The following is a 26,212-nucleotide window of genomic DNA, read 5'->3' as shown; positions in this document are numbered from 1 at the left end:
AACTGACCTCGTTCCGACCGGATGGATCGCCGGATTCCCCGTGAATTCTCTGCGAACGCGGTCTTGGCGTCTACCGGTACGTAAACGGAACGGCTATTCTCCGGCGGCATCCAATCGCCGCGAGAACCACCGATGTCGAATGAAGAGACCGCTGCTGCCCCGCCTCAACGGACCAAGATTGTGGCCACCCTCGGGCCGGCTTCCGCATCCGAGAAGATGATTCGGAAGCTGATCCGAGCGGGCGTCAGCGTATTTCGCCTAAATTTCGCTCACGGGAAGCATGAATGGCTTGAGCAGGTCGTCGGCGTAATCCGAGAGGCCGCAACGGAACTTGAGGCATCGATCGCACTGCTGGGCGACTTGTCGGGGCCGAAGATTCGCCTCAACGAAATCGAAGGCGGCGAGGTTTGCTGGATTCAAGGTGGAACTTGGGAGTTCGTCCGCGAAGCGGTGCCCGGCAATCCCAACAAATTGACCTGCACCTACGGGCAACTGATCGACGACTTGGAAGTCGGTGATCTGGTCGTACTCGCCGACGGTTCGGTGATTAACCGCGTCGTAGAGAAACATCCCGACCGGATCGTCTGCAAGGTCGAGCAGGCGGGCTGTGTCCGCAGTCGACAGGGGGTCAATCTTCCGGGCGCAACGCTCAGCACGCCGAGCCTGACGGAGAAAGATCGTGTCGATCTGGAGTTCGCCTGCCGGATCGGACTCGACTATGTCGGCCTCAGTTTCGTCCGACAGGCCGAAGACATCGTTGATTTGCGGGAGGCAATTACCGCGCTGAACCCGGCTCATCCGCCCCAAATTGTGGCAAAGATTGAGAAGGTCGAGGCGGTTAGCGACCTGGAACGGATTCTCGCCGAGACCGACGGCGTGATGGTCGCGCGCGGTGACTTGGGTGTCGAAGCCGATCTCGCCAAGGTTCCGATCCTGCAAAAGCGGATCATCAAGATGTGCAACAAGCGCCGCATCCCGGTGATCACTGCGACGCAGATGCTCGAAAGTATGATCGACGCCGACTTCCCCACCCGGGCTGAGGCGACCGACGTGTGTAACGCGGTGCTCGACGGGACCGATGCGGTCATGCTCTCCGGTGAAACGGCGATCGGTCGGCATCCGGACCGGGTCGTCAGCACGATGGCTCGCATCGCCCGAGAAGCTGAAAAAGCCATGTCGAATGCGGTCGGTGTTAATGAGCCGACCGACCCGACACGGAACCGAACCCTCGAAGCGACCGAAGCGGTCACCGTTGGTGCGGTCTACGCGGCCGAGCGAATTCGGGCCGACATGGTCATTGTGACGACGCACGGCGGACGAACGGCGTTGGCGGTCTCCAAATATCGCGCTTCGTTTCCGATCCTCGCCGTCACCGACAATGCAGCGATCGCCCGCCGTATGGCGCTGTACTGGGGGGTCATCCCGGCGGTTTCCGAAGCCGTCAACGAACGCCAAAGTGAGCTGATGCGAATCGTGATCGATTGGGCAAAGCAGCATGGGATTGTGAAGTCCGGAGACCATGCCGTGATGGTCGGCAGCACCGACTGGGGAACCGAAGGCCACGATTTGATGCTCATCCATAACGTCACGTGAAGCGAGATTTAATGTGTTGCGTCGAAGTCGCTGCCAAGTGAGCGTCGGCAGACCATTTGACGTCTGGATGCCGAAGCCGACTTCGAGAGTTGTTCCGGCGAGCGGCTTGCCGTCGTTTTTTCGCGGTTTTATACTCGCGGGTTCGACAGCGGGTTTTTGAAGCGGCTCGTGCCATTTCAAGAGGCCGCAATGATCGCTTTTCGCCGTTTGACGCTGCCGGGTCATTCATTCGCTCGGCTTCGATTTCGTGCGACGCGTCCCGAGCGACTGCAAGGATGCCCTGAAGGCAATCCGGGAGATCTCGTTTATGAATGCGGAAGAACGCCACCGGCTCCACGAGAACGATCTCGAAAAGCTGACCGAACGGGTGCGTCCCGTTGCCGAAAAATATTGGAACATCGTGGCGGTCGTCGTCGCCGGTTTGCTGCTGGTGACGGCCCTTGCGATCTATTTTTTCCGTTCGCAAGCCGCCGCTTCGTCGACCGAGTGGGGGGAACTGACCTCCGCTTTGACGTCGCAGGTGCCGACCGCAGAGCAATTTGAGAATATCGCTGAAGCCTATCCCGGTTCTCCGGTCGCGGTCTGGGCACAGCTCAATGCGGCTGACGCCCGGCTTCGCAGCGGCCTCGATCTGATCTTCACAGACCGTGACGGTGCTTTGCGGGACCTGAGCGGCGCAGGCGAGCAATATGAGCAAATCCTTGCCGATCGTTCGGCACCGCCGATGGCGCGGGAGCGGGCTTTGTTCGGCTCGGCCCGCGTGCTGGAAGCGACTTCCGATGGTGATATGACCCGGGCGATCAGTCGCTATGAGGAACTGATCGAAACCTACCCGGAGTCGGTCTACAAGCAGATATCTGAAGAGCGGGTCGCTTCGCTGGAAAACAAATCAATCTCAGAGTTCTACGCGTGGTACGCCGAACAGAATCCGAAGCCGGCGGACCTCGAAACACCGCAGGACGGCCCGAGCCTTCCCCTGCCAGCCCCGGCAGAGAGCACGACCGGCGAGGTCGAAGCGGGTTCAACGACCGGAACGGCGGACGAAGGTCCGAACCTGCCTGAAATTGAATTCCCCGACATTCCCGCACCTACGACGGAAAGCGGAAGTGGCGCTGGGTCGTCCGGGGCCTCGGAAATCGAGTTCCCGCCACTGCCGGAGACCGAAGCCGGGTCTGCGACCGGGTCTTAGAGGTCCTCATTCGGCAAGGGCGAACGATTTTGCTTCTGAAGCAGAATGGGTCGTTTACTCTGAGGCCGATTGCGAGTTGCGGGAGTATGATCGACCATGTCTGAGCCGATAGTACCGCCGCAATCGCCGGGGTCGGACACGGCTGGTGCGGAACCTCGGCATCATCATCGTGTCGAAGACGCCGATGCCGGAAGTCGCGTCGATCATTTTCTGGCGAGCCGGTATCCCGATCTCAGTCGATCGTTGCTGCAAAAGTCGATTCGCGACTCGAACGTGCGGCTCAATGGTGAAAAAACGAAGCCCGGACACCGATTGCGATCGGGCGACCAAATCGACCTTGCGTTGCCTGAGCCTCCCGCGGCGACCATTCCCGCTGAACCGCTGCCGCTGAGCATCCTTCACGAGGACGACTCTCTCGTCGTCCTCGACAAGGCCGCTGGCGTGATCGTTCATCCGGGACGCGGAAATCCCTCCGGCACACTGGCCGCCGGGCTGCAATATCACTTCGACCGGCTCAGTGACGCCGGCGGCGTGCACCGACCCGGAATTGTGCATCGATTAGACCGCGACACGACCGGCGTCCTCGTAGTTGCCAAAGACAATCAGACGCACCATCGACTCAGCCGACAGTTTGAACGCCGCGAGGTGTCAAAGGAATACTGGGCCATCGTCCGTGGGTCGGTCGCATTCGATAGTGACTGGATCGAGACACACATTCGCGTTCACTCCGCACAGCGCGAGAAAATGCAGGTGTCCGGCCCCGGCGGCGACGCCCGCGAAGCGGCTACCTTTTACGAGGTAATCGAACGATTTGCCGGCTACACATTGATGCGACTGCGACCGAAGTCCGGCCGGACTCACCAATTACGCGTTCACATGCAGCACCTCGGGCATCCCATTGTCGCGGACAAAGTCTACGGCGGAGGCGGGACCGTCAAACGGAGTGAATTTCATCTGGAGCCGGCCCACGCCCCCGTCATCAAACGCCAGTGTCTGCACGCTCGTCGGCTCGAATTCAGCCATCCCGTGAGTGAAGAGCGTGTTGCATTCGAGGCCGAATTGCCGCCAGACTTTATGGAGTTACTTTCCCTGCTGCGGGCTGGTGAGACCGGTGCCGAGCAGTAATTCTAGTGATCGAATCGCGATTGGATTGTCGAACAAAACGGGGTCCGCGAAGCCGTGACGACCGACCGGGCCAAGCGGTAAGATATTCGGCGGAGGAGAATCATCATGTTGCTTTGCCGTTTGCAAACTTCGTTGGATGACGATGCGATCGGCGTCGTCGATGGCGCATCAGTCCGTCTACTCGACCGCGGTCGCGGCCCGGCCGTGGAGACGCTTTCTGACATCCTGCACGACGAGAACCCGATTCTTCTCGTCGAATCGCTTCTTGAACATGACCTGCCGCCGGTGCCGCTGGGCGATATTCGGTTGCTCGCGCCGGTCAATGGACAGGAGGTCTGGGCGGCCGGAGTGACATATAAACGCAGCCAGACGGCTCGCATGGAAGAATCGGAAAGCGGCGCTTCGCATTACGATCGTGTCTATACGGCCGATCGGCCCGAATTGTTCTTTAAGTCCCTCCCCGAGCGGGTCGTGCATCCTTTTGAACCGATCCGAGCCCGCTCCGATAGTAAGTGGTCCGTGCCAGAGCCGGAACTGGCATTGCTCGTCAGCCCCGATTTGCGAATCGTCGGATACTCCGTCGGGAATGACGTCTCTGCTCGCGATATTGAAGGTGAGAATCCGCTCTATCTGCCTCAAGCGAAAGTCTACGATCAAAGCTGCGCGATCGGCCCGTATGTGAAACTGGCCGATCAGCCGCTGCCGCTCGAAGAAATTACGATTGAATTAATTGTCAAACGCGACGGCACCGAAGTCGTTCATGATGAGACGCGACTTTCGGAGATGGCCCGTTCATTTACCGATCTCGTCGCCTGGCTCGGTAAGGAATACGCGCTCCCGCAGGGTGCGGTCCTGTTGACCGGTACGGGCATTATTCCGCCGGATGATTTCACGTTACAGGACGGCGACGCCGTTAAGATTTCGATCGCCGGTATCGGCGAATTAATAAATCCCGTCATTCGCGAGTCCTGACGGACATCGAGAATCGAATTCAATACCAGCCGGAGGCGCAAGCCGATGGTCGATCAACGAGCGATTTTCCCGACGGCTTGTATGCCGGGCGATTTTAAATCACTTATTGTTGGATAATTTAAATACTCTCGGAAAGAATAATCGAGACGATGTCGACGACTTCATCTGATCAAAGCTTAGAAAATAAAGAATCGCCGAATAAGAAACGGTCCGGCGGACGCTGGCTCGTGGCGATTCTCGTGTTCGTTGCGATCTGCATTGGTTTGGTTTGGTTGGCAGGTCGCGCCACAACGATCATGCGTCAGGATTACGCGATGGCTTGGTCGGCCGAATTACTTGTCTTTTACATGCAGAACAACGGCGATGAGTTGCCAGAGGATTTTCGACCGTTGGCGAAGTACCATGATATTCTTCGTAAGAACAAAGATGCACGGTATAAGTACCCGTTTTCCGCAATGCTCAAGCTCGTCGAATATGACTTCGATGTCGATGTGGATCAATTACGTCAGGAAACAGTCGAGGGTGGCATCACGCACGATGTCGTGAAACTCAAGGAAGGGACGCCGAAGCACTGGTTTGCTCCTCCACCGAATGAGATTCTCAGCGACTATCTGGGTGCCAGTGACGACAGTGGCGATGACAGCAATGGCGAATAAAATCAGTTTTTTCGAAATTAATACGAGCGAGGAAAGGCGACTTCGCGATGGCATCGGACAAAGAATTCAAAGCAGTTCCCGACGGTGACGCGCTCGCGACAATGGAACGCGACTTGCGATTTCACAAAATCAGAAATGATGATCCAACGGTACTTTCCGAAGATCAAATCGAGCGGTTCAACCGCGAGGGTTATCTGCGTCCTTTTCGGGTCTTCGGCGAAAATGAAATTTCTGAGATTCGATCCTATTTCGACGAATTGCTTCAGAAATATCTTGCGGAGGGAAAGGATAGTTATTCGATTAGCACCGCGCATTTAAAGCATGGCCGCGTCTATGACATTTTAAAGAAGCCGGAGATCGTCGCACTCGTGAAAGACCTGCTGGGCGACGATGTCGTGGGGTGGGGGTCGCATTTCTTTTGTAAGATGCCGCATGATGGCAAGAGCGTGGCGTGGCACCAGGACGCCAGCTACTGGCCGCTGTCACCATCGAAGGCGGTGACGGTCTGGCTCGCGATTGATGATGCCGACGCCGGGAATGCGAATATGCGATTTATTGCCGGAAGTCATCATTATGGCCACATGACCTTTCGCCCCAGCGGCTCGCATGAGCAAAACGTCCTCAATCAGACGATTGATCATCCCGAACAATATGGGACGCCGGTCGATGATCCCCTATTGGCCGGCGAGTGTTCCATTCATTCCGACTTGCTTCTTCACGGATCGGAAGCGAACGAATCGGATCGCCGGCGATGCGCGTTGACGCTGCGATACGCGGCAGCTGATGTCCGCGCCGGAATGGACTGGAATGAAAAGGGCGTGATCGTCTCGGGTTCCGATCCGAGCGGACATTGGAAAAATCCGCCGCGGCCCGATGCAGAATAGGCCGGTCTCATTGAGCGTGTCATTGCCGCGTTCGGTCTATATTCACGTTCCGTTCTGCCGGCACCGCTGCGGATATTGTGACTTCACACTCGTTGCCGGTCGCGATGATCTTATTGGCGACTATCTCTCAGCCTTAAAGCGAGAGTTGCAGTCGATCGATAAGCCGATTGAAGTCGATACAATGTTTTTGGGCGGGGGAACTCCGACGCACTTGCCGAACGAGCGACTGTGTGAGTTGATCGGTGTCCTCCGGTCCCGCTTTTCGCTTGCTCCCGGGTATGAGTGGAGCATTGAAGCCAATCCCCGCGACTTGCTCGACGCAGACAAATTGACGTCGCTGGCCGGGTCGGGCATTAATCGTATTAGCTTGGGTGTTCAATCATTTAACTCGAGCGAGCTTTCAATATTAGAACGTGATCACGACGGCGGCATCGTCCGCGAAGTCACCGCTGCGATTCGCGAATCGATCCCGAATGTCGCTCTCGATCTGATTTTTGGAGTGCCGGGACAGACACTGACTGATTGGAAGTCGACCCTCGACGAAGCGGTGCAATTGCGACCGCGGCACCTCTCCACCTACGGCCTTACATTCGAAAAAGGGACCAGCTTTTGGACGCGGCGGGCGAAAGGCACGCTCTCGCCGGTGCCCGAAGAATTAGAGCGCGAGATGTATGCCCACGCGATCGGTCAACTGACTGAAGCGGGATATCGGCATTATGAAATCTCGAACTTCGCTCAGCCGGGATTCGAATGCCGACACAATCTCGGATATTGGAATGCAAAGCCTTACCTGGCTTTTGGGCCGGGAGCGGCGAGCTATATTGATGGGGTTCGCCGCTCGAACCATCGCAGCGTTTTTACGTGGTTGAAGCGAATGGAGTCAGGGCACTCGCCGGTCGCTGAAGAGGAACGCTTAAAACCTGAGCAGGCGGCCCGCGAATTAATCATGCTGGGTTTGCGCATGGTCGACGGCCTGGACCTCGACGAATTTCGCGGAAGAACCGGCTTCGATCTGATTGAACTGGGAGGAGCGACGCTTCAGCATCAGCTTCGCGAGCAGTTGCTCGAACAACGCGGTTCCCGCATCCGTCTGACCAATGCCGGGCGCTTCGTGGCGGACTCGGTCGTCTCCGATCTGCTTTAGCAAACGAGCAGACGCCGCTTAACAAGGTGCAGCGTGTTCACAGTGAAGCCGGATCAATCGATGACTTGGGGCATGGCTGGCGAAGCGGCATCCTCTGCCTCGCCGAATACAGACCCCGCCTCCGAAACGTCGCCGGCTTCGGAATCGATTAATTCTGATCGCTCGGGTACGCGCGGCGGTTCAAGGGATTGCTCGGCGACCGTCACTTGATAGTCGAGTGGAATCGGTGTCGAACCGTCCGGAAGAACGCGGCCGCGGATTTGAAACTCGGTCGTCAATTCCGGCAATGCAAAATAAATTCGGCCGGACTCGTCCTCATAGACGCAGCGATAAACGCGGCCTTCGGCCACCGCTTCGACCGAATACCCGAGCACACCGGTCAGTGCATTGAGACCCACGGTATCGCGAAAGCCCTGATCGTCGGGCACGATGGCTTCTCCGTTGCGCAGTGTATTGCTGAAGACGCGAAAGAACTGCAGGACCTCATCCCGACGTTCTTTATATTTCAAGGCGGCGACTTGCTGGCGATTGAGGCGGACGATTGCCGCCACTTTCGACTCCTGTCCGAGCGGAACCGCGAACAGCGTCGTTGCGCTCGACTCGGCCACTGAAACCAGAATCGCGTTCTCCGCGGCGACGAATCGCAATTCCATCAGCCGACTCTTAAACGGAACGCCGGGCGGCTGAAGCGCTTGCATGACCAACGCGACCGATTCTTCAGGTAGGCCCGCCGCCGGAGGCACGATCGACTTCGGTGGCAATGCCGCGCGAGCCGATGGTGCGGCCACGGCTTCGCCGGTCAGCCGTGGCCCGGTGTCGACAGCATACCGATAGACGACGACCGCGATCATCAAGCCGCAAACGACCGCGACGACCGTGCTGAAAATCAGTCCCGATGACCGACCTCGGCCACGCTTCCGCCGGTGCTTTGTCGTTCGGCCTGTGACGGATTCTTCCTCCACTGTCAGAAATTCTGCCGGGTTGAATGCGGGAGTCTCTGTCGGTGGCACCGGGGGTGATGCGATCTGCTCGGGCGGAGCTTCGGGCGCGGCTGCGACCGGCTGATCCGGAACTGCCGCAGGGGGCGCGGTCGGCGGATCAGGCTCGGGCGGTTCATCGGCGGGGGCGATCGCCGGGACCCTCAGCTTCATGCGGCACTTGGGGCAACTGCCCTTTTTTCCCGCGGCCGAATCGTCGACCCGGATTGCGACGCCGCAGTTGGGACAGTCAAACTCAATCGTCATAAGTCGCGAGATCTCTCCAGCGGCATTCAGGGAGTCCCGGCGAAGCGCCGGCGGCGGAAATCGGCTCTCAGAATTGATTTTTTCGCCTTCGCGCGGCTGACGCAACCGGAGCGAGACGAACGGATCGGAACTGCGCAGGTTGTGGCGGTCGTCAGCCCGCGCTAAAATCTGGCGGCCAGGCAGGCGAGTCCGCTCGCCATCCCCAGTGACGTTTTACAAAGTTTGCTCGATGCTCGACCGATTGGAAGTCTTTCCTCAAGTAATTGAGATGAATTATCAGGCGCGGCGACGATTAGGATGCTGCGTCTATCTGATTTTCGACGGCCCCGATTGGATGCTAATCGACATCGGATTCGAAGATACGGTGCCGGAGATCATCGACCTGATCCGGCGGATGGACTTTGCTCTCTCCAATTGCAAATACCTGATCGCCACCCACGCGGATGTCGATCACATCCAAGGTTTGGCGCGGCTCAAGGAACTGATGCCGCAGGCCGCGGTGATCGGGCACGAAAGCGCCGGTCGGGTACTCGCCGAAGGCGATCGCATCACCTCCTATGCGGAGATCCCCGCTCAGGAGCTTTCGATCGACATGCCGAAGATTAAGTTCGACGAAACAATTGGCGAAGGCGATGCCGTCGAACTCGGCTCGTTGTCATTGGATGTCTGGCATACGCCCGGTCACACCGACAGCCAGCTCTCGTTCCGCATGGGAGATTTGCTGTTCAGCGGCGATAACATCTACCGTGATGGGGGCGTCGGAAATATCGACGCGCATCACGGCTCCGACATTCCCGACTTCATCACCTCGCTCAAACGAATTCGCGACAGCGACATTCAATGGCTCCTGCCGAGTCACGGGCCGATTTTTCGCAACGATCCGGCTCTGCTCGACCAAGCGATCAAGCGGCTCGAGGGCTACCTGCACCTCTCCGACTTCGGCACTTGCGCGATCGATTGGCCGCTGCTGGAAGAATGGGACGAGGAACTGCTCGAAGGATTCACAGCCGCACCGAACAAGTAGGCTAGAACTTCAGTGGTCGCGGTGACTATCGCGGACACACGGCGGCGACGGCTTCAACTGATTGCCGCGTTAATCTTCGGTTCAAACGGCATTTGTCGGCGACAGTCTCGTCGGCGGTTGACCGGTCGCGTACGATGGGAACCGGCATTGCAGTGGTTCGCGACGCGAACCCGGACGGGGACGTTGAAAGCTCGTAATGCTTCCCCCTGTGCATAATGCTGAGGCGGGAAAGCACTTCTTGTCATTTGTTGTGGAGTGGAGGTCTGCCGTTGGATGATTTTGTGGAACCGCTCGGGATGCGGATTCTGATCCGCAAAGACGAGAGTCGCCAGCAAACGCGCGGCGGGATCGTCCTACCCGATGACGCCGAGATACCGACGATCACCGGCCGGGTCGTTGAAATCAGCGCTCAGATCCACCGGGATGAAGATTTCCCCGTGCGGAAGTACGACAAGGTGCTGTTCAATCCAAAGCGGGCGATTCCGGTCGATCTTGAGCCGGACAACGTGCTGTTCGTCGTGCCGATCGACGATGTGTGCGCCGTCTTCCGGCGGACGCCGTCACAACAGGAGGCGATGGAAACCCCTGACGACAATGCCGATACCGACGAAGAGTGAATCTGACGGATCGAACTGTCCCGGTCATTGAGCCGGATGACAGAGTCGTCTCTTGTCGCTTTACAGGCGTCGTGCGCTTGATCGCCGAGACTGGTAGCAAAGTCAGGAAGCGAAGACCGCGGATCTACTCTTCGGCGTCCGCTTCTTCGGTTGCCGTCGCGGAAGGTTCTGGAGCCTGTTCTTCGTCGTCCGGCTCCACGACTTCAAGCCCCGGCACGTTGATTTCCGAGATCGAGACCAACGTGTACTTTTGCCGGTGGCCGGTGTGACGCCGAGAGTTCTTTCGGCGACGCAATTTTTGAATCTCGAGCTTCTCGCCCTTCTCTTCCGGACGAACGATCTCGCCGACGACCGTCGCTCCTTCGATCAACGGCTGTCCGATGACGCTGGCCGCTCCGCCATTGGCGAGCATGACCTTGTCGAAGGTGATCGTGCCGCCTTCTTCGGAACCGTCGCGGTAATCGATCGAAAACCGGCGACCCGGCTCCACACGGTATTGACGACTTCCGTCTTCGATAATCGCGAACATAACTCGATCGACTGCTGCGGTAGGAGATTCAATTAGAATATGTTCGGAGCGAAGTCTCCGAATAAGCATCCCATCGGCCATAAGACCGATTTCGGCGGGTCGGGGAGTATAATCCGTCAAACTCCGGACTGCGAGGCATTCGCAGTGAGAAGTTTCAGTTCCCGTCCGTTGTCGTCTTCACACTTGACGACCATGTGCTCGGGTCCGACATCTCCGCGGGAAGTGATCAAGACCGTAACCTCTTGTTGTTCTTCGACTTCTGTCAGCTCTCGGCGTTTCTTGTTGTAGACGTAATGAGCAACCCGGTCGTGAATTTCGATCGTGACGCGGGATACGTCTGAGCCGCGTGAGACGTTCAGCAGCATCCGGATGACCTCGATCGCCATGCTTTCTGCAGTCTTGACGTAGCCGGTTCCCCGGCAGCAGGGGCAATCTTCGTAAACGCTGCGTCGCAACGAAGGGCGGATGCGCTGCCGAGTCATCTCGATCAATCCGAACATGCTGATGCGGTTGATCTTGGTGCGGGCGCGGTCGCGAACGATCGCATCGCGAAGGGCGTTTTCGATCCCGCGGCGATGCTTCTCTTCCCGCATGTCGATGAAGTCGTTGACGATCACTCCGCCGAGGTCACGCAATCGCAACTGCCGGGCGATCTCTTCGGCCGCACGCAGGTTGACTTGGTAGGCATTCGCTTCGGCATCGTCGTCGGCTCGGGTGCTGCCGCTGTTGACGTCGATCGCCACGAGGGCTTCAGTTTGATCGATGACAATCGAGCCGCCCCCTTTGAGGGGCACCTGACGCGATTGGATTTTCGCGATCTCTTCTTCGACGTTGTACTTCTCGAATAACGGCTCGGCGCTGTCGTAGTAATGAATTCGGCTGACCGACTTCGGCATGACGACCTTCATAAATTCGCGGGCCCGCTCGTAGGCCGCTTCCTCGTCGATGTAGATGGCATCGATCTCGGAATTGAAGATGTCACGGATCGTCCGCAGAATCATATCTGATTCTTCGTAGATTCCGCCGGGGCCGTTACTCTCTTTGAGCCGCTTGAAAATGGTTTTCCAAAGCCGGATCAAGTAGTTCAGATCCCGCTTCAGGTCTTTGTCGGTGCGGTCGAGACCGGCGGTTCGAATGATGAATCCAAGGCCATCGGGTGGGTCGAGGCGATTGAGCATCGAGCGGAGTTTCCGCCGCTCGTCGTCGTCTTCGATTTTACGGCTCACGCCGACACGCCCCAATCCGGGCATCAGCACCAGGTAGCGACCCGGAATGCTGATGTAGGTCGAGAGCGTCGGCCCCTTATTGCCGATGCCCTCTTTGATGACCTGCACGAGGACTTCGCTGCCGCGCTTGAAGATTTCCTGGATCGGCGGCTTGTCGCGGTTTCGGCGATCATCCTTGCGACCACGTCCGCGACCATTACTGCCCGAAGAATCTTCGTCGGGGCTGAGGTGCTTGTAGTACTGGTATTCGACGTCGCTGACGTGCAGAAAGCCGTTGCGTCCGACGCCGAAGTCAACAAACGCGGCCTGAATGCTCGGCTCAATGTTGACGATCCGGCCTTTGTAGATGTTGCCCGAGAAGTTCTCGAGGCTGCTGCGTTCCAAGTACAGTTCTTCCAGAGTGCCGTCTTCGAGAACCGCGATGCGGCACTCTTCGGGCTGGAGAACGTTGACCAGCATTTCTTTTTTCATCAGGTGTCCTTCGATCGGTTGATCGGTCCGGACACGAAATTGGCCTGTTTCCCGGGAGCAGTTGATCAATGCCGATGACATCGGCTTGGCGACGATATTCGTTCGCCCTCCGCTCGATCGCTTTGAACTCGCTCACGTCGTGACGATGCGGCTCATTTGAGCGAAGCGATCGTATGTCCGCACCGTCAATTGATCGGTTACTTACGGATCGACGAGAGGGAAGAGAAGAGCGAATCGAGACCATCGATCGAGTGGGGATAGCTGTGACAGTCTCCGGTATTGCTTCAGAAGCGTGACCGGTCGAATCTGACAAGCCACCCGCGGGACTCTCGGGGAGCAGGCTGTTCGTGTCGAGGAACTCGACGTGTGATTGGATGACGCCATCGACAACATTCGCCGACAGGTCGGGATCGCCGCAATCGGGTCGATCCTGTTTCAACAAATTGACTGTTTGGGCCGATGCCGTTTCGCCGCCTGGTTCATTCGGTGGCGATAGGTTGATCGGCAATAAAGCTGTATCTGGTTGCGACTGTTCGGAAACTTGATCGGCAACGCCGAACTCGCGGGTATCGTGATGCAGATCGAATTGATTCACAGCGTAGGTCATGCGGCAGACTCCTGCCGACGACGCACGTTGCGCAGATAACTTTCGACATCGCGAGCCGTTTCCAAACTCAATACATGGGTCGCGATGGCTTCGGCCTGTTCAACCGAAACTCGACGGATGGCTGCTTTCACTTGGCCGATCGCGTGCGGGGTCACGCTGACCTGCCGCAACCCCATGCCGATTAACAGCGGCACGTAATCGGGGTCGGAGGCCATTTGCCCGCACACCGATACGGGGATATCGGCGGCAACGGCGGCTTTGATTATGCGGTCAATCAACCTCAGCACCGCGGGGTCCCCTGACGTGTATAGCGATGAAACCAAGGTTTCGGCCCTGTCGACTGCCAGCGTGTACTGGATCAGATCGTTCGTGCCGATCGAGAAGAAGTCGACTTCTCTGGCAAACTCTTCGGCCAGCAAAGCGGCTGAAGGAGTTTCGACCATCATGCCCAAAGGGATGTCCCGGCGGAAGTCTACGCCCTCTTCCTCCAGATCTTCCATGACGTCGGCGAAGATCATCCGCGCTTTGCGGAACTCCATCAGCGTCGAAATCAGCGGGAACATAATCCGGACGTCACCGTCGACCGAAGCTCTGAGCAACGCCCGCAACTGGGTCTTGAACAGCGGCAGGTGCTGCAGGCTCAATCGAATGCTCCGCAGCCCCAGTGCCGAATGCGTCTCGGCCGCCTGTTCCGGGTAACCTCGCGTCAACGACGGCGGCACCTTGTCGACTCCGAGGTCGAGCGTTCTGATGATGACCGGCTGGCCGCCGGCTTCACGCAACACGGCTCGATACGCATCGAGGTGCGTCTGCTCGTCCGGCTCGACGTCGGTTTGCAAGTATAGAAATTCGGTTCGATAGAGCCCGATTCCGTCGGCACCCCGACTGACGCAATGCTCGACCTCCGTCGGAAACTCGATGTTGCCCATGACGGAGACCCGCACATTGTCCTTTGTAATTGGCTCGACGTCGGCGAACGTCTCCTGTCGGGCTGCTTCGGTTTGTTGCTCGCGAAACCGCCGCCGATAGTCCTTGAGTGTCTCTTCCGACGGATCGATGATGATTTCGCCGGAGTCGCCATCAATGATGACGGTCTCGCCGCCGGCAACGTCTGCCATAAATCGGCCGATGCCGACCACTGCCGGAATCTCCAGCGCACCGGCCAGAATTGCCGTGTGGCTCGTTCGCCCGCCCGCCTCAGTCGCGAAGCCGAGGACCAGTCGTTTGTCGAGAGCGGCCGTTTCACTGGGCGTGAGGTTCTTGGCGAGGATGATCACCGGGTGCGACAGATTCGCTAACTCTTCGCGACTTTGCCCCAGCAATTGCCGCAGCATGCGTTTTTCGAGGTCGAACAGGTCGCTGACACGCTCGGCCATGTAACGATTGCCGAGACTTTGAAACATCCGCGCGTAGTGCCGGATGGCTTTCGAGACGGCAAACTCGGGGGCGTAGCAATTATCGCGAATGAGGAACTCGATCTTTTCGATCAGATCGGGGTCGCGAATGAGTTGCTGGTGCGCCGCAAAGATGGCGCCGTATTGCTTGCCGAGATGGTCGGATGCGATCTGCTCGTTCTCGCCGATTTCGCGACAGACCGCATCGACGGCGCTGTGAAAGCGAGCGATTTCCGTATCGACCGCGTCGACACTGACGAACTGCGACGGGATGCGAAACGTCTCGGTACCAAGCACGAGCACCTGCCCGATGGCAGTGCCCGGCGAAACGGCGATTCCCCGTTTAATCAACATCGTTGAGTGATCAGTTTTCTCAAACAGGTTTGTCGAACCGACGGAGCCGACGGCGGCTTCGACGAGATCGATGTTCCCATGAGAGGTGGTCGTGCAATCATCATGCCCTTTCCCCACAGGATAACAGGATTCAGGTGATTTCGCACTCTCAGCGCCCGGATGTGATCCTGCCAGTAGCGCGTTCGGTCGCCGCGGACCAATAGGGCTGGTTTAGTCGGGGATGACGCTCCGCTCCAATCGATTTGGCGACTAATCAATGCGGGTCACTTTATTTCTGGCCCGATGCTTAAAGCGTGGGCAATGAGACAACCTGAGCCGCGATCGCCGAGTCCTTCGATCTCTGGGCAAATGCGAATGCCATGAGCGAGTAGCGGACTCGGTCGGCAAATCAATTCGGATCCGCAGGCCCCACGCGTCTGGTCGCCGCCGTAGATCGCAGGAAATGACTTCAGTTGGGAAACCGATTCAGGAATTGCTCGCGAACTTCATTCAGGGCCTGTTCGGCCTGATCGCCGCGCGTGAGAATCTCGACCGTCTCGCCGCTTTCGATTCCCAACCCCATCATCTCCAGCGACTGCCGAGCGTTGACGAGGTGCCCGGGACGACCGATCAAAATTTCGCAGGGATACCGGTAGGCAATTTTTGCCACGATCGAAATCGGGCGCAGATGAAATCCTTCATCGTTCTCGATGACGACCGTGGTGCAAAATTCCGGAGTCGGGCACGACATGGTCGAATTCGACGGATGTTGAATCGAGAGCAAATAACTCCGCCGGGCTGACGGCGAAATTTGTAGTCACGGGGCAGAGCCTGCCCCGGCAGCAAGTCGTGAGCACTATTGCAGAATATCCGAGAGCAACCCGCGGGGGCAATCAGATAAGGGCCGACCCGATCCGGTTGCGAGGTCGGTCACCTGCATTTTCGTGGTGCTGACGACTTCACACGAGGGTGGACGATCCGCCGAAAATCAGTTCAACTGATCTTCGTCGGCTTCCCGGAGCAAATCGACCACATCTTCGCGGGTCTTTGCTTGCTTTAGAAAGTTGCAGAAGTTCTGGCTTCGCAAGTGCCGCGAGATGTTCTCGAGCCCGCGGAGGTGGTCGCCCGGTTTATCGGGCGGCGAGACGAGCAAAAACAGAATGTAAACGTCGCCGCCGTCGAGGCTGGCGAAATCAACACCGTCATGGGCCAACGCGACGGTTGCGATCAGGCGATCGACCGACGGATGCTTTGTGTGAGGAACCGCCACACCGTTGCCGATGCCGGTCGACCCGAGTTCTTCCCGCTTCATGATCGCCGAAACGATACTGTCTTCATCGTCGGCTTGAATCGCGTCGCACTCGCGAAGTGATCCGACCATGGCGCGAATCGCATCCTCTTTCGAGCTGACGCTCAGATCAGGGAGAATCGCCTCGGAGATCACAAAATCGTTCAAATTCATCGTCGCAATATCTCCCGTCGAACAGGTTCTGGTCGACCTGCCTAACGATCAACCGTGCCGCGACGCCCGGTCAATCGCGTTAGTAATTGAAGTTAAGATTCCGACTATTCTTCACTGTCGTCAATGCCGTCCGTGACGACTTCGCTGGTCGGTTTATCGCGCCGATGATCCTGAATCTTGTCTTTGTATCGCCTGATCTGCTGCTCCATTTTGTGCAGCGTCGCTTCGAAGGTCGACACAATTTCGTCGCCCTCAGTCGATGCGACGAAATCGTGTTTGTGTTCGGCGTCGACGAGCAGTTCGGTTTTCACCCGCTCGCCAGCGAACTCCACGGTCACGTTGATCGCGGTGACCCGTTCGAAGTAGGTGACTAGTTTTTCAGACTTTCGCACAATGAGATCACGGATCTCATCACGAAGGCTTCCGTGACGAACGGCAACTTCGATTTGCACCCTGGTTGCTCCAGCAAATTTCTCGCGTCGATCCGGCCGGTTTCCATCGGATCGGCGATTGTAGTCGGCCCACGGGCGTTTGCAATCAACCTACGACGTTGCGAAGTTTCGGCTGGCCTCTTGGTGTCGCACAATCGAGATGCGAGCGTCGAGTTTCGTCCGGCGAGAATGGGGTGCTGAAGTCTCGTTACCGAACGGTCTTCGGCCACGAAATTATCGCAGCGTCTCAGCCCGGTGTTGCTGCTCAGCCGGCGACCGGAGGCTCAAAATTTGCCGAACTCTTCGCTCTCGGCGTTACTACTCGCATCGATGAAGCTCGAACTCGACTCGTTGGAATCGTTTCCCTCGGTGAACTCCGGCGGCGTGGAAGACTCGACGTCTTCGGTCGAAAAGAGCGAGCGGAAACTAGATAATCCGCCGCCCAAACCGCCGATCCCATTCGACGATCCGTCGGTTCGGGGCAGTGGGATCGACTTCTTGGGCACCGCCTCATCGGATCCCGATGAGTGCGTGATTCGCCGCAGCCAATTGCTCCAGTCGTAAGCAGGCGATGCAGCGTCTTCGGTTTTGGTGACGACCTCAAAGCTCGCGACCGTTGAGTGATCGGAGTTGAACGAGGGCAGAGCGGATTCCCCAGCGTATTCGGAGGTCGCCAAAGCCGTCTGAATCGGTTGATGCTCGGCGTGAATGTCGGAGTCGACGAAAAACGTCTGATCCGCTGCCGGTGACTCAAAGCCACGATCGGAGTGACGGGCCAAAACCGCGCGGACCGCCCCGCAACCGGGCAGCACTACGACAAACGCCGCAGCTGCGCACAGAAACAGGACTCCGGGAGTCGAGCGATAGGGAAGGTTCATCTCATTCACAAGCGGGTCGGTCATTTCAACGACTAGACGACTCTGACCTGACAGCATTCCGAAGGGGTTTCCGATGCTGCCGAAGGCAACGACTGCATCGGTTTTAATCGGAAGTCCGACCGGAAAACGTGATCAGAAATCGGAGGTCCCCCGTTTGGTTCTTGTTTCGACAGGACCGAATGGTCCGGTGAATCCGCCGCGCGCGAATTGCCGGAGAATGCGCACTCACATTTCGGGACGAAAAGCGTGCGAAATGACCTCGAACACGTCGCCCGGCGATCCGGCGGTCGTGCCGTAAATTGCAGATGGTTTCGACCGATGCGGAAAAAATGCGGAGTGGGCCTGTAAGCCGGGTTCTGTCGAGAGCGGTCATTTCTCTCGGACGACGGTTGCCCGCCGCCTCCAGCAACCTACCCGGGGGTAGTGACGGGCCGAACAAACCCGCAGCGGGCCGAAGCCCCCTTCCCCCCTGCTCGGTCTTGCTCCGGGTGGGGTTTACCTTGCCGGCCCGGTCACCCGCGCCGCGGTGCGCTCTTACCGCACCCTTTCACCCTTACCACGCGCGCGAACCTCTTGCGAAGCGTCGCGCCGTTCGGCGGTTTGCTTTCTGTGGCACTTTCCCGGTCCTCACGGACGGTGGGCGTTACCCACCACCCTGTCCTGTGGAGCCCGGACTTTCCTCGATCAAATTCGCACGAAGCGAATTCGGTCGCGACCGCTCGGCCCACTCCGCAATCGGCAATTTAGCACGTTCCCGCGTCTGAGGGCACTCCGTCGTCATTTCAATGGCAACGTGCCCACGTGAATGCCTTCCGGTCGGCCGCGATCAACTCGCACCGCGAATTGACCGCACCGCTCGCCGCGTCTATCTTCAAACTGATCGAAGGAACAAAGCCGCGATTGTCTGGGGAGCCCTCCGGCGGCACGCAAGTTTCTGTAACGGGTCAGTTCGCAGGGATCAGAAGCTCGGGAGGGTGGCTGTGGACGGCGCTTTTACGACGCCCACAGGGAACGTGTCTCCGGCGACTCCTTCGTCAACCGGTCTGATTTGAGAGTTCGCGTTCCGGGGGCGGCGAAAGCGCCGTCCCCGGCCACCCAGGAAATAGCAAAACTTTCTTTCGAAACTGATCCACGACCCATGTTTCCCACGGCTTGACACACGTAGTTAACCTCAGGTTCTACACGATCATGCACGGCGAACTGATTCCCATCGGCGGCGGTGATCCCGTCCCGCTCGTCAAACAAGAGTTGACGATCGGGCGACGGCGGACCTGTGATATCGTGCTCGAGTATCCGAAGGTCTCCGGAGAGCATTGCATTCTGGAGATCATCAACGGTTATTGGAAAGCCCGCGACAATCACAGTCAGAATGGGACCAAGGTCAACGGCGAGCGAATCGACGAACACTGGCTGATGCCCGGTGACACGCTGACGATCGCCCGGAAGTTCACGTACGAAATTCAGTATGAGCCGATGAGTTCGGAGCGGCCGCAGGATCCCCAAGACGATCAGGAACGCAGTCTGATCGAGCGGGCCGGGATCGAACGGCGTTCGCCTTCGCGGTCCGGGCGACCAGCCGAACGAACCCGCGAGCGCGATCCGATGTCTCGTTCCTGGGGTGACGATGACGAGGAAATACGCAGGCTGCTCGATGATTGAATCGACCATAAGCGACCTCCGGCCTGCTCTCCCTCGGAGTAATCCGCGTGGGTAAGAAGCGTCGCAAAGTTCGGGTCGACTTTCATAAGAACCGGGGACGACGGGCACGCAACAACGATCTGACGCGAGAGGTCGACGCGACGACTGCCGACGACTTTACTGCCGGCACCGAGCGGATTTCCGGCAAGGGCGACCTCAACCGCAAGCGGACCATTATCGTCGAAGGCGAAGGCGACGACGCCCGGCTCGAAGTCGACGAATCGGTCTGCGTTCCCGGCCGCGTGTTGTCGGCGATCGGACTGAATTCTCTGGTTCATCTCGACGACGGACGCCGACTCGAATGCACCGTCCGGCGGGTACTTCGCACTCTCGCACGAGATACGCGAAACGTCGTCGTCACGGGTGACCGAGTTCTCGTCCGCCCCGCCAATGACGAACACGATGAGCAAGGTGTCATCGAACGCGTCGAGCCCCGCTCGTCCGCCCTATCGCGTCGGCAAAACGAGCGGGAACACATTATCGCCGCGAATGTCGATCAGGCTGCGGTGATCGCCTCGGCCAATGAGCCGCCGCTGAAACCGGCCCTGATCGACCGCTTCGTTGCCGCCTGCGAACGCGAATCGATCCGCCCGTTGATCGTGATCAACAAGGCCGACCTTGTCCCGATCGACGATCTGCGAGCTGTCGCCGCCATCTATGCCCGGCTTGCCTACGCGGTCGCGATCACAAGTGTCCCCGACCGGTTCGGCATCGATCGGCTCAAAAGGCTGCTAACCGATCGCACGACCGTGTTCTCCGGCCAGAGCGGCGTCGGGAAAAGTTCGTTGCTTAATGCCGTCTATCCCGACTACGGCCTCGAAACGTCTCACGTGAGCGGATGGACGTCGAAGGGCCGACACACAACCCGCCGCGCGGTTCTGTTGCCGCTGCCGTTCGGGGGGGATGTGATTGATACTCCAGGCGTGCGGCAGTTCGAGTTGTGGGATGTGTCTTCGGGCGAAATCGAAGCCTACTTCGCCGAGTTCCGGCCGTTCGTGCCGTCTTGCCGCTTCCCCGATTGCTCGCATACTCATGAAACCGAGTGTGCGGTCAAGCGAGCGGTCGACGAAGAGATGATCCCCAAGGTGCGATACGACAGCTATGTCCGCATCCTTTCGGGAGATGATCCTCCGCCAAGATAGGTCGATCGCTGTACTATTGCCGTCACGACCCCGCATTGCTGTCCGAGGTCGCGGTTGCCGTCTAAGATAGATCGCTCACCCGGTTCGAACCCTCGCCGATCGCCGTGCCTCATCGTTCGATTCGACTTCGCTACAACAGCGTCTACCTACCGGAATACATCTCGACGGTCCTGCTGTCATTGATCGTCACGGCCCTGTTCGTCGGCTCGTGGCCCGCCGTTGACGGCAATTTGAGTCGGATGGTCCATCTCGGACTTGCGGCCGGGCTTTACTCCATTCTGATCGCGATGCTGATCCGGTCGACGTGGCTGCACCGGTTCCATTTCGGCTCGGTCCGCTTTTCTGTTTCCGAATCGGACGAGCCACTGCTTTCGACGAACGGTCGCGTCATTCCCGTGCGACTGATTTCTTCGGTGCGCGAATCGATCGGGGCGTTCTTCGGGCGACCGGCTCGCTGTCTTCATGTGCAAACGATCGAGGGCCATCAATTCGACATCTACGAAGCCGTCAGAGGGTTCGACAACGTCCCGCGGCTGCTCACCGGGGTGGGGGCTCCAAGGGCTGTGCTTTCGGGCGAAGTCATTCCGGAGGAACGCGATCGATTGCGGCAGCGCTGGATTGATCGACAAACCAACTTCCCTCCCCCGGAACACGCCGCCGACGTGCTGGGGCGCTCGGCCTTCCGCGTGATGTGCCTCGTCCCGGTTGCGACGGTCGACGTCGCCATCAACGCAGCACTGACGATCTTCCTGAGACGAATCGGCCAGGATGCGCTGACGGTCTACGCGGCGCCGATCGGCCTCGCCGTCTCCGCTGTCATCGCGCGTTACGTCTATTACTACCTCTTCAGCAGCGTCCGGCTGAACCGCCGAATCACATAGCCAAACAAGCCCGCAGCGCGAGCAAGGGACCAAATAACAGACCCGCGGATACCTACTGTGCTTGAGTTGAAGCGTGGCCCGGACACCGTCCGGGCGGCGTCGCCGCAAGAGTATCCAGCTGACTCTTTCAATAATGGTCAGCGCCCCGACAAGCTTCAAACAGTGAGCTGAATGCTCTGGTCGCTGCGCGACACGGACGATGTCCGTGCCACTCTGGAGCAATCCGAACTTACAAAACGCTTGGTGCTAAGAATGTGAACGATTCAGGTGATGTCGACCGGGTCATCGTATCCGGCGCGATAGCCCGAATCGGGGCGACCGAAAATCGCTTCATCAACGGGCCTCCAGAAAATACCGACCCACGGCGGAACACCGGCTTCAACCAGCCATTCCGCGGTTCGCATTGTCCCGAATGCCAAGTGCTCTGTTCGCACAACGATGTAAGGCGTGTAGACGAGATAGACAATCGCGAGCGCTGCTATCACGGCTCCTTGCAAAAGTTGCCGACCGGTCGTGATCAGTAGCTGATACCAAATTGAAACCGGTTGGAGTCCCATTGCAACTTCGGCAGCTCCGATTGACCGCGTAATTCGATTCCTACTCGTTGACTCTAGCCCGATCTCACTGGGTCGATCGAATTCGGAGCCAATGGAGAGCCTTCAAAGGTCCAAGAACCCAATCACTGGTCGATAAATTGCGCTGAGAAAGCCGTGGATCCCCAGCGTGCGACAGAAGTCTTCGACATGATCCGTGCCGAGAGCCCAATGCTCTAAGAGCGCTAGAACCAGCGGCGTGAAGAGCAGATGGACGCCGATTAACAGTGCGAAGCAGGTGATCGCCAACGGATGCCGGTACCAGCGCCTATTCCGCGTAGACGGCGAGGCGGTCGAAGTGGCCGGTGTCATCGAAGGATCCGATTCCGACGGTGCCGCTGGTGAAGGTCTTATCGGACGCCTGCATGTGCGGCTCATCCATGTCATCGAAGTAAACCGCTATCTTGCCCGACTCGGCATCGCGGACGACTCGCAGATGATGCCAGTCATCGGTCCACGGCGTGCCGTCCGACTTGTCGGTCGTGATCATCTTCCGCGGTGCGTCGTTGACGATGAAAATCTGGTTCGCGTGCGGGTCGGCCTTCTGGCCGAAATGCACGTAGTAGAAATGACTTTCATCGACGTAATTGAAGAACAGGCACAGGTCGCGGTGGTTGTAAGGCTCCATTGTGGATTGACCCCGAACGTCAACCACGACCGACCCGGCATCCAGATCCTTCACGAGGGCACGGTTGTATGGGGCACGCACCGGCGGATTGTAATCGCTCTTGCGCTTCGTCAGTGCGAAGATCGAGTTGCCGTCCTGCTTGGTGACTTTCCAAGCCGACGTGTCGGTGAGTTGGAATTTCGCCGCATCGCCCTCTTCGAAGTCCGCAAAGAATTTTAGCGGCAATTCGTTGAGCGTTGCCGCGGGCTCTTTGTTCGCGTCTTTCAACGCCGGGAATTCGCGATCGGCCGCGCGAGCGACGGTCGTTAGCAGGACGACCGCGAGCAGGCAACCGGCGAGCAAAGCATTTCGAAGCAGCGAGGTCAGATTCATTGACTTATTTGGTGTGGAGGAGGGAGGCATTGGAGCGTCTTTGAGGAATCAATTCATTTTTCCCATTGGTCCGACCAATCGCAAGGCGCCGATGCGATCAGCTGCCCGATCGGAGCCGACAGTCTTGAAGCTGTACTCAGGCGACGGCCTCCATCGTCTCGCCGACGGCGAGCGAAAAGGCACTTTCCAAATCGATCGCTCGCTTGAGTTCTTGCGGGTGCTTCCTGAACCATCGGCCGAGGATGGTGATCGTCGGATGGGCGGTCGCGTCTTTGGTTTCAGGGGCCGTTCCATCTTCGAACCAGGACCGCAGCGCTGCCTCTGCTGATTTCGAGGGCCGTCCTCGCCGCGGAGCCGGGACCGTCCCCGCAACCGAGCCGCGGTCGATGAGGTACCACAGCACGCGACCGCTGCCGCTCGTGATCGGATAGACGAAGTGGTACCGCCGTCGTGCCTCGCGGAGGTAAGCCAGGCGGTCTATCAGCCAACCGACCGCGTCGATTCGATCTCGGAGTCGCACGGCCGCTTCATAACGTTGCTCCTGCGAAGCGCGGTCCATCGCCTGCTCCAACATTGCGAGGGGGCCCTCGACCTCTCCATCCAAAAATCGTTTCGCCTTACGCACTTGAGCCGCATATTCCCGTCGGCTGCAGCCCGCGACGCAGGGGCCCGAACAGGTTTGAAGGTCAAACCGCAGGCATCCGGGACGCAGGCTTTCAGGCGGGTCGAACAAATCGCGGTCGTCACGAAACGTCATCCGCTGACGCTGCGTGCAGTCGCGCAAATGGAAGTATTCATTGAGCGCTTCGGCTGCGAGAGAAAGCCGGCCGCGACTCGAAAACGGCCCGTAGGTCGCATCGGCCGAGTCGGGCGGTCCTTGGGCGACGTAGAGATAAGGCGCCGGTGCGCGTCCGACACACAGGTAGCTCGGCGGGACGTTGCGCGGCCGGTCCTGTACGTTCCACCGAGGTCGCCACGTGCGAATCAGATACAACTCGCGTAACAGTGAGGCGAACTCGCTCGGCCCGGTTTCCCAGATGATCGACCGACTTTCACGGACGATCTGTCCCGGTTTTTCGCGGGCGACCTTGCGGCGAAAGTAGCTGAGCAATCGCGTTCGTAGCTTGATCGACTTCCCGACATAGATGAGCCGACCGTTGTGGTCGAGCATGCCATACACACCCGGGCGATTCTCACATGACCGCCGGACGCCGGCTTTCAACGTGGCCCCGGACGCACCATCAACGCGAAACGCCTTCCCCGAACGTCCTCCTGGGGCGTAGGGGTTCGGACCGAAGCCGTCGAAAGAATCGCGGGCCCATTCGAAATGCATCGGACTCCGTCCCTGTACCGATACGCCGACCGTCTCCCTATGCGGTCGATCGATGCAAGGTAACGGCTCATCCGCTCAGGCACCACTCCCCCGAGTTATTCTCAGTTCTCAGGAGGTGAGCCGCCGCCCCGCGGGCCTCGGCGATCGGGGCGCGGGCGCCGATCGTCGTCGTCACGACGGTCTCTTCCGAAGCGGAAGTCGGGCCGGCCGGGCGGGCCGTCGCCCCGACGAAATCCACCGCGGCGAGGGTCTCCGGGAAACTGTCGCATCGAGCGGGCGGCGTCGCGGAGTACGGTCAGATCGTCAGCCGGGATTCCGATTTTTTCGGGATTTTCGCGCAGGTAGACCGCGGTCATTTCGCGACGGACGTTGTCGGGATCGCGGATAAGTTCGGACAACAGTTTCAGATCGTTCGTATCAGTCACGTATTTCTCCAAATCCTCTTCCGAGACGAGTCCTTCGAGATAGTCGCGCCACTGCTGCATCAGCGGGTCAAAAATCAGGAAGCCGAGAACAAGCGCCCGTCGCATCTGGCCTTCATCCTGTGTTGCCGACTCCAAGCGAGACCGCCGATCTTCCGGTAGTGCGGCGATGATCGTGTCGGCGTCTTTGGCGAGCCATGCCCACGCCGACGGCTTGCGATTCTCGACCGACTGGATCGCGCGACTTACGATCCAAGCGTTTCTGGCGGCGGTTGGCATTGTGGCGAACTTTTTTCGCTCGTCGGGCGTGAATTCGAGGCCCCGCGAGACCGCCAGCATGACCGCATTGAGTTCATCGGTATCGAGCCGATTGAATCGACGGCGATTGTCGTCAACGTCACCGCCGGGGTCCTGTCCGGTCCCGTTGAGATCGTCCAGTGACTCGCGGATGAGGGTCAGCCGCTTCGCAGGGTCCGTTTCCTGACGCAGTTCTTCGCGACGATAGGTCGGAAGCACGTCGAGAAATTCTCGGTAAGTGCGGGCCGTTTGCAGCAGGGCGGAGTTCTGTGAGACGGCTGTGTGAATCGCTCGAATCTCAGCCTGCTCTGCTTGGGAGAGTTGCTGGAAACTCTCGTATCGCACCTTCAGACGGGCACGTTCGGCCTTGGTCATCGACTCGATTCGACTACGAGCCGCTTCGTAAGAATCGCCGCCCAGCAACAAGATCAGTGCCGCGCCAAGGCAAACGACAGGGCCCAGGCGTGATTGACGATAGCCGCATGGCAGATCGGTCATCAGGGACTCCCGTCTTCGGACGCGGCGTTGTTCGCATTCCAATTCCTCAGCGTGCCCGAATCGTGCAACGTCTGCAGAAACTGCAGGTCACCGACGTCGTCATAAAGATCGATGCGGTCGATCAGTTCGAAGTCTTGAATTAAGTCGTCATGTCGCGAAGGGACCAATTCCCGGCCGCCAAGATACCCCGCGGCCGCGCCGGCGGAGATCAACGCGATCCAGACTAAGGTCAGCAGTCCCCGTCGACCATATTCGGCCGCTTTGACGAGTGCTGCCGGCGGCGGCTTGCGCTCCACTCGGATCGACGCGACCGTACGCGACGTGAACTCCGGTGAGGCGGTTGTGCGAGGCAACGTGTCGAGCAGGTTCCACGTTTGCTCCAAGCGGGCGACTTCCTTACGGGCGATGTCGTTCTCTGCGAGGAGCGAGTCGATTTGCTGCGTGCGGTCCTCTCCCAACTCGCCGTCGAGGTAGGCGGTGAGATCGGCTCGGTCTTCGTTGGTGAGGCGTCTGAGTTTCGGCATCGGTCGATACCATCCGGTTCGTGAAATCGGTCAGGCTTGGGGACG

General features: G+C 58.6%; 25 protein-coding genes and 1 other RNA gene. 12 read left to right on the top strand and 14 right to left on the bottom strand.

Annotated elements, in window-relative coordinates:
- Nucleotides 1-132: 132 nt before the first annotated feature.
- The 7 genes from pyk (at nucleotide 133) to hemW (ending at nucleotide 7,563) form a co-directional block, all read left to right on the top strand.
- Nucleotides 133-1,593 (top strand): pyruvate kinase, encoded by a 1,461-nt coding sequence (gene pyk / locus Pan189_RS14870; RefSeq protein WP_145364758.1) that lies wholly within the window; start codon nucleotides 133-135, stop codon nucleotides 1,591-1,593.
- Between the two features lie 307 nt (nucleotides 1,594-1,900).
- The gene (locus Pan189_RS14865; RefSeq protein ID WP_145364757.1) at nucleotides 1,901-2,782 is read left to right on the top strand and encodes a tetratricopeptide repeat protein; all 882 of its coding nucleotides are present in this window, start codon (nucleotides 1,901-1,903) and stop codon (nucleotides 2,780-2,782) included.
- 96 nt (nucleotides 2,783-2,878) lie between these two features.
- Nucleotides 2,879-3,907 carry an RluA family pseudouridine synthase gene (locus Pan189_RS14860; RefSeq protein WP_145364756.1) on the top strand — a complete coding sequence of 343 codons (1,029 nt, stop codon included), beginning with the start codon at nucleotides 2,879-2,881 and terminating at the stop codon, nucleotides 3,905-3,907.
- A gap of 105 nt (nucleotides 3,908-4,012) precedes the next feature.
- A complete protein-coding gene (locus tag Pan189_RS14855) occupies nucleotides 4,013-4,879 on the top strand; it encodes a fumarylacetoacetate hydrolase family protein (protein WP_145364755.1) in 867 nt (288 codons plus the stop codon).
- A 149-nt stretch (nucleotides 4,880-5,028) separates the two neighbouring features.
- Nucleotides 5,029-5,535 (top strand): hypothetical protein, encoded by a 507-nt coding sequence (locus tag Pan189_RS14850; protein ID WP_145364754.1) that lies wholly within the window; start codon nucleotides 5,029-5,031, stop codon nucleotides 5,533-5,535.
- 47 nt (nucleotides 5,536-5,582) lie between these two features.
- Nucleotides 5,583-6,419 (top strand): phytanoyl-CoA dioxygenase family protein, encoded by an 837-nt coding sequence (locus Pan189_RS14845; RefSeq protein WP_145364753.1) that lies wholly within the window; start codon nucleotides 5,583-5,585, stop codon nucleotides 6,417-6,419.
- A 16-nt stretch (nucleotides 6,420-6,435) separates the two neighbouring features.
- Nucleotides 6,436-7,563 carry a radical SAM family heme chaperone HemW gene (gene hemW, locus Pan189_RS14840; protein WP_310820540.1) on the top strand — a complete coding sequence of 376 codons (1,128 nt, stop codon included), beginning with the start codon at nucleotides 6,436-6,438 and terminating at the stop codon, nucleotides 7,561-7,563.
- 53 nt (nucleotides 7,564-7,616) lie between these two features.
- On the opposite strand, the gene Pan189_RS14835 is transcribed toward hemW, so the two are convergent.
- On the bottom strand, nucleotides 7,617-8,807 hold the full coding sequence (locus Pan189_RS14835; protein WP_145364751.1) for a zinc ribbon domain-containing protein: 1,191 nt from the start codon (nucleotides 8,805-8,807) through the stop codon (nucleotides 7,617-7,619).
- Between the two features lie 229 nt (nucleotides 8,808-9,036).
- Here Pan189_RS14835 and Pan189_RS14830 point away from each other — a divergent pair, with 229 nt between their 5' ends.
- Nucleotides 9,037-9,831, top strand: a complete 795-nt coding sequence (locus Pan189_RS14830; protein ID WP_145364750.1) for an MBL fold metallo-hydrolase — start codon at nucleotides 9,037-9,039, stop codon at nucleotides 9,829-9,831.
- Between the two features lie 269 nt (nucleotides 9,832-10,100).
- Entirely contained in the window at nucleotides 10,101-10,448 is a 348-nt protein-coding gene (locus tag Pan189_RS14825) for a co-chaperone GroES (protein ID WP_310820539.1), read from the top strand.
- A gap of 124 nt (nucleotides 10,449-10,572) precedes the next feature.
- Here the strand turns inward: Pan189_RS14825 and rplU are convergent, their stop codons facing one another.
- From rplU to rnpB, 8 genes are all read right to left on the bottom strand, one after another.
- Complete coding sequence (gene rplU / locus Pan189_RS14820; RefSeq protein WP_145364748.1) at nucleotides 10,573-10,977, bottom strand: 50S ribosomal protein L21; 405 nt, start codon at nucleotides 10,975-10,977, stop codon at nucleotides 10,573-10,575.
- A 116-nt stretch (nucleotides 10,978-11,093) separates the two neighbouring features.
- On the bottom strand, nucleotides 11,094-12,674 hold the full coding sequence (locus Pan189_RS14815; RefSeq protein ID WP_145364747.1) for an Rne/Rng family ribonuclease: 1,581 nt from the start codon (nucleotides 12,672-12,674) through the stop codon (nucleotides 11,094-11,096).
- A 603-nt stretch (nucleotides 12,675-13,277) separates the two neighbouring features.
- Entirely contained in the window at nucleotides 13,278-15,146 is a 1,869-nt protein-coding gene (ptsP, locus tag Pan189_RS14810) for a phosphoenolpyruvate--protein phosphotransferase (protein ID WP_310820537.1), read from the bottom strand.
- Nucleotides 15,147-15,477: 331 nt separating this feature from the next.
- Nucleotides 15,478-15,759, bottom strand: coding sequence for an HPr family phosphocarrier protein (locus Pan189_RS14805; RefSeq protein WP_145364746.1), 282 nt, complete (start codon nucleotides 15,757-15,759; stop codon nucleotides 15,478-15,480).
- Nucleotides 15,760-15,996: 237 nt separating this feature from the next.
- Nucleotides 15,997-16,470, bottom strand: coding sequence for a PTS sugar transporter subunit IIA (locus Pan189_RS14800; protein WP_145364745.1), 474 nt, complete (start codon nucleotides 16,468-16,470; stop codon nucleotides 15,997-15,999).
- Between the two features lie 104 nt (nucleotides 16,471-16,574).
- Nucleotides 16,575-16,922: a ribosome hibernation-promoting factor, HPF/YfiA family gene (gene hpf / locus Pan189_RS14795; protein ID WP_145364744.1), complete on the bottom strand. Its 348-nt coding sequence runs from the start codon at nucleotides 16,920-16,922 to the stop codon at nucleotides 16,575-16,577.
- A gap of 263 nt (nucleotides 16,923-17,185) precedes the next feature.
- Nucleotides 17,186-17,803, bottom strand: coding sequence for a hypothetical protein (locus Pan189_RS14790; protein WP_145364743.1), 618 nt, complete (start codon nucleotides 17,801-17,803; stop codon nucleotides 17,186-17,188).
- A gap of 305 nt (nucleotides 17,804-18,108) precedes the next feature.
- Nucleotides 18,109-18,510: RNase P RNA component class A (rnpB, locus tag Pan189_RS14785), an RNA gene on the bottom strand.
- A 457-nt stretch (nucleotides 18,511-18,967) separates the two neighbouring features.
- Here rnpB and Pan189_RS14780 point away from each other — a divergent pair.
- The 3 genes from Pan189_RS14780 (at nucleotide 18,968) to Pan189_RS14770 (ending at nucleotide 21,500) form a co-directional block, all read left to right on the top strand.
- Nucleotides 18,968-19,438, top strand: a complete 471-nt coding sequence (locus Pan189_RS14780; protein ID WP_310820535.1) for an FHA domain-containing protein — start codon at nucleotides 18,968-18,970, stop codon at nucleotides 19,436-19,438.
- 47 nt (nucleotides 19,439-19,485) lie between these two features.
- On the top strand, nucleotides 19,486-20,619 hold the full coding sequence (gene rsgA / locus Pan189_RS14775) for a ribosome small subunit-dependent GTPase A (RefSeq protein WP_310820534.1): 1,134 nt from the start codon (nucleotides 19,486-19,488) through the stop codon (nucleotides 20,617-20,619).
- A gap of 104 nt (nucleotides 20,620-20,723) precedes the next feature.
- On the top strand, nucleotides 20,724-21,500 hold the full coding sequence (locus tag Pan189_RS14770; RefSeq protein WP_145364740.1) for a hypothetical protein: 777 nt from the start codon (nucleotides 20,724-20,726) through the stop codon (nucleotides 21,498-21,500).
- Between the two features lie 263 nt (nucleotides 21,501-21,763).
- Here Pan189_RS14770 and Pan189_RS14765 read toward each other — a convergent pair whose 3' ends face one another.
- The 5 genes from Pan189_RS14765 to Pan189_RS14745 all read right to left on the bottom strand — a co-directional run bounded on the left by Pan189_RS14765 (nucleotide 21,764) and on the right by Pan189_RS14745 (nucleotide 26,167).
- On the bottom strand, nucleotides 21,764-22,057 hold the full coding sequence (locus tag Pan189_RS14765) for a hypothetical protein (RefSeq protein WP_145364739.1): 294 nt from the start codon (nucleotides 22,055-22,057) through the stop codon (nucleotides 21,764-21,766).
- A gap of 304 nt (nucleotides 22,058-22,361) precedes the next feature.
- The gene (locus tag Pan189_RS14760) at nucleotides 22,362-23,093 is read right to left on the bottom strand and encodes a LamG domain-containing protein (protein WP_145364738.1); all 732 of its coding nucleotides are present in this window, start codon (nucleotides 23,091-23,093) and stop codon (nucleotides 22,362-22,364) included.
- A 136-nt stretch (nucleotides 23,094-23,229) separates the two neighbouring features.
- Nucleotides 23,230-24,426 carry a GIY-YIG nuclease family protein gene (locus Pan189_RS14755; RefSeq protein WP_145364737.1) on the bottom strand — a complete coding sequence of 399 codons (1,197 nt, stop codon included), beginning with the start codon at nucleotides 24,424-24,426 and terminating at the stop codon, nucleotides 23,230-23,232.
- Between the two features lie 101 nt (nucleotides 24,427-24,527).
- A complete protein-coding gene (locus tag Pan189_RS14750; protein WP_145364736.1) occupies nucleotides 24,528-25,643 on the bottom strand; it encodes a hypothetical protein in 1,116 nt (371 codons plus the stop codon).
- The gene (locus tag Pan189_RS14745) at nucleotides 25,643-26,167 is read right to left on the bottom strand and encodes an anti-sigma factor family protein (RefSeq protein ID WP_145364735.1); all 525 of its coding nucleotides are present in this window, start codon (nucleotides 26,165-26,167) and stop codon (nucleotides 25,643-25,645) included. The genes Pan189_RS14750 and Pan189_RS14745 overlap by 1 nt, the downstream gene beginning before the upstream one ends.
- Nucleotides 26,168-26,212 lie beyond the last annotated feature (45 nt).

The organism is Stratiformator vulcanicus, from assembly GCF_007744515.1.
GTDB classification, from domain to species: Bacteria; Planctomycetota; Planctomycetia; order Planctomycetales; family Planctomycetaceae; genus Stratiformator; species Stratiformator vulcanicus.
The sequence above is the reverse complement of the archived record's forward strand: the minus strand, read 5'-3'. Positions and strand labels throughout refer to the sequence as shown.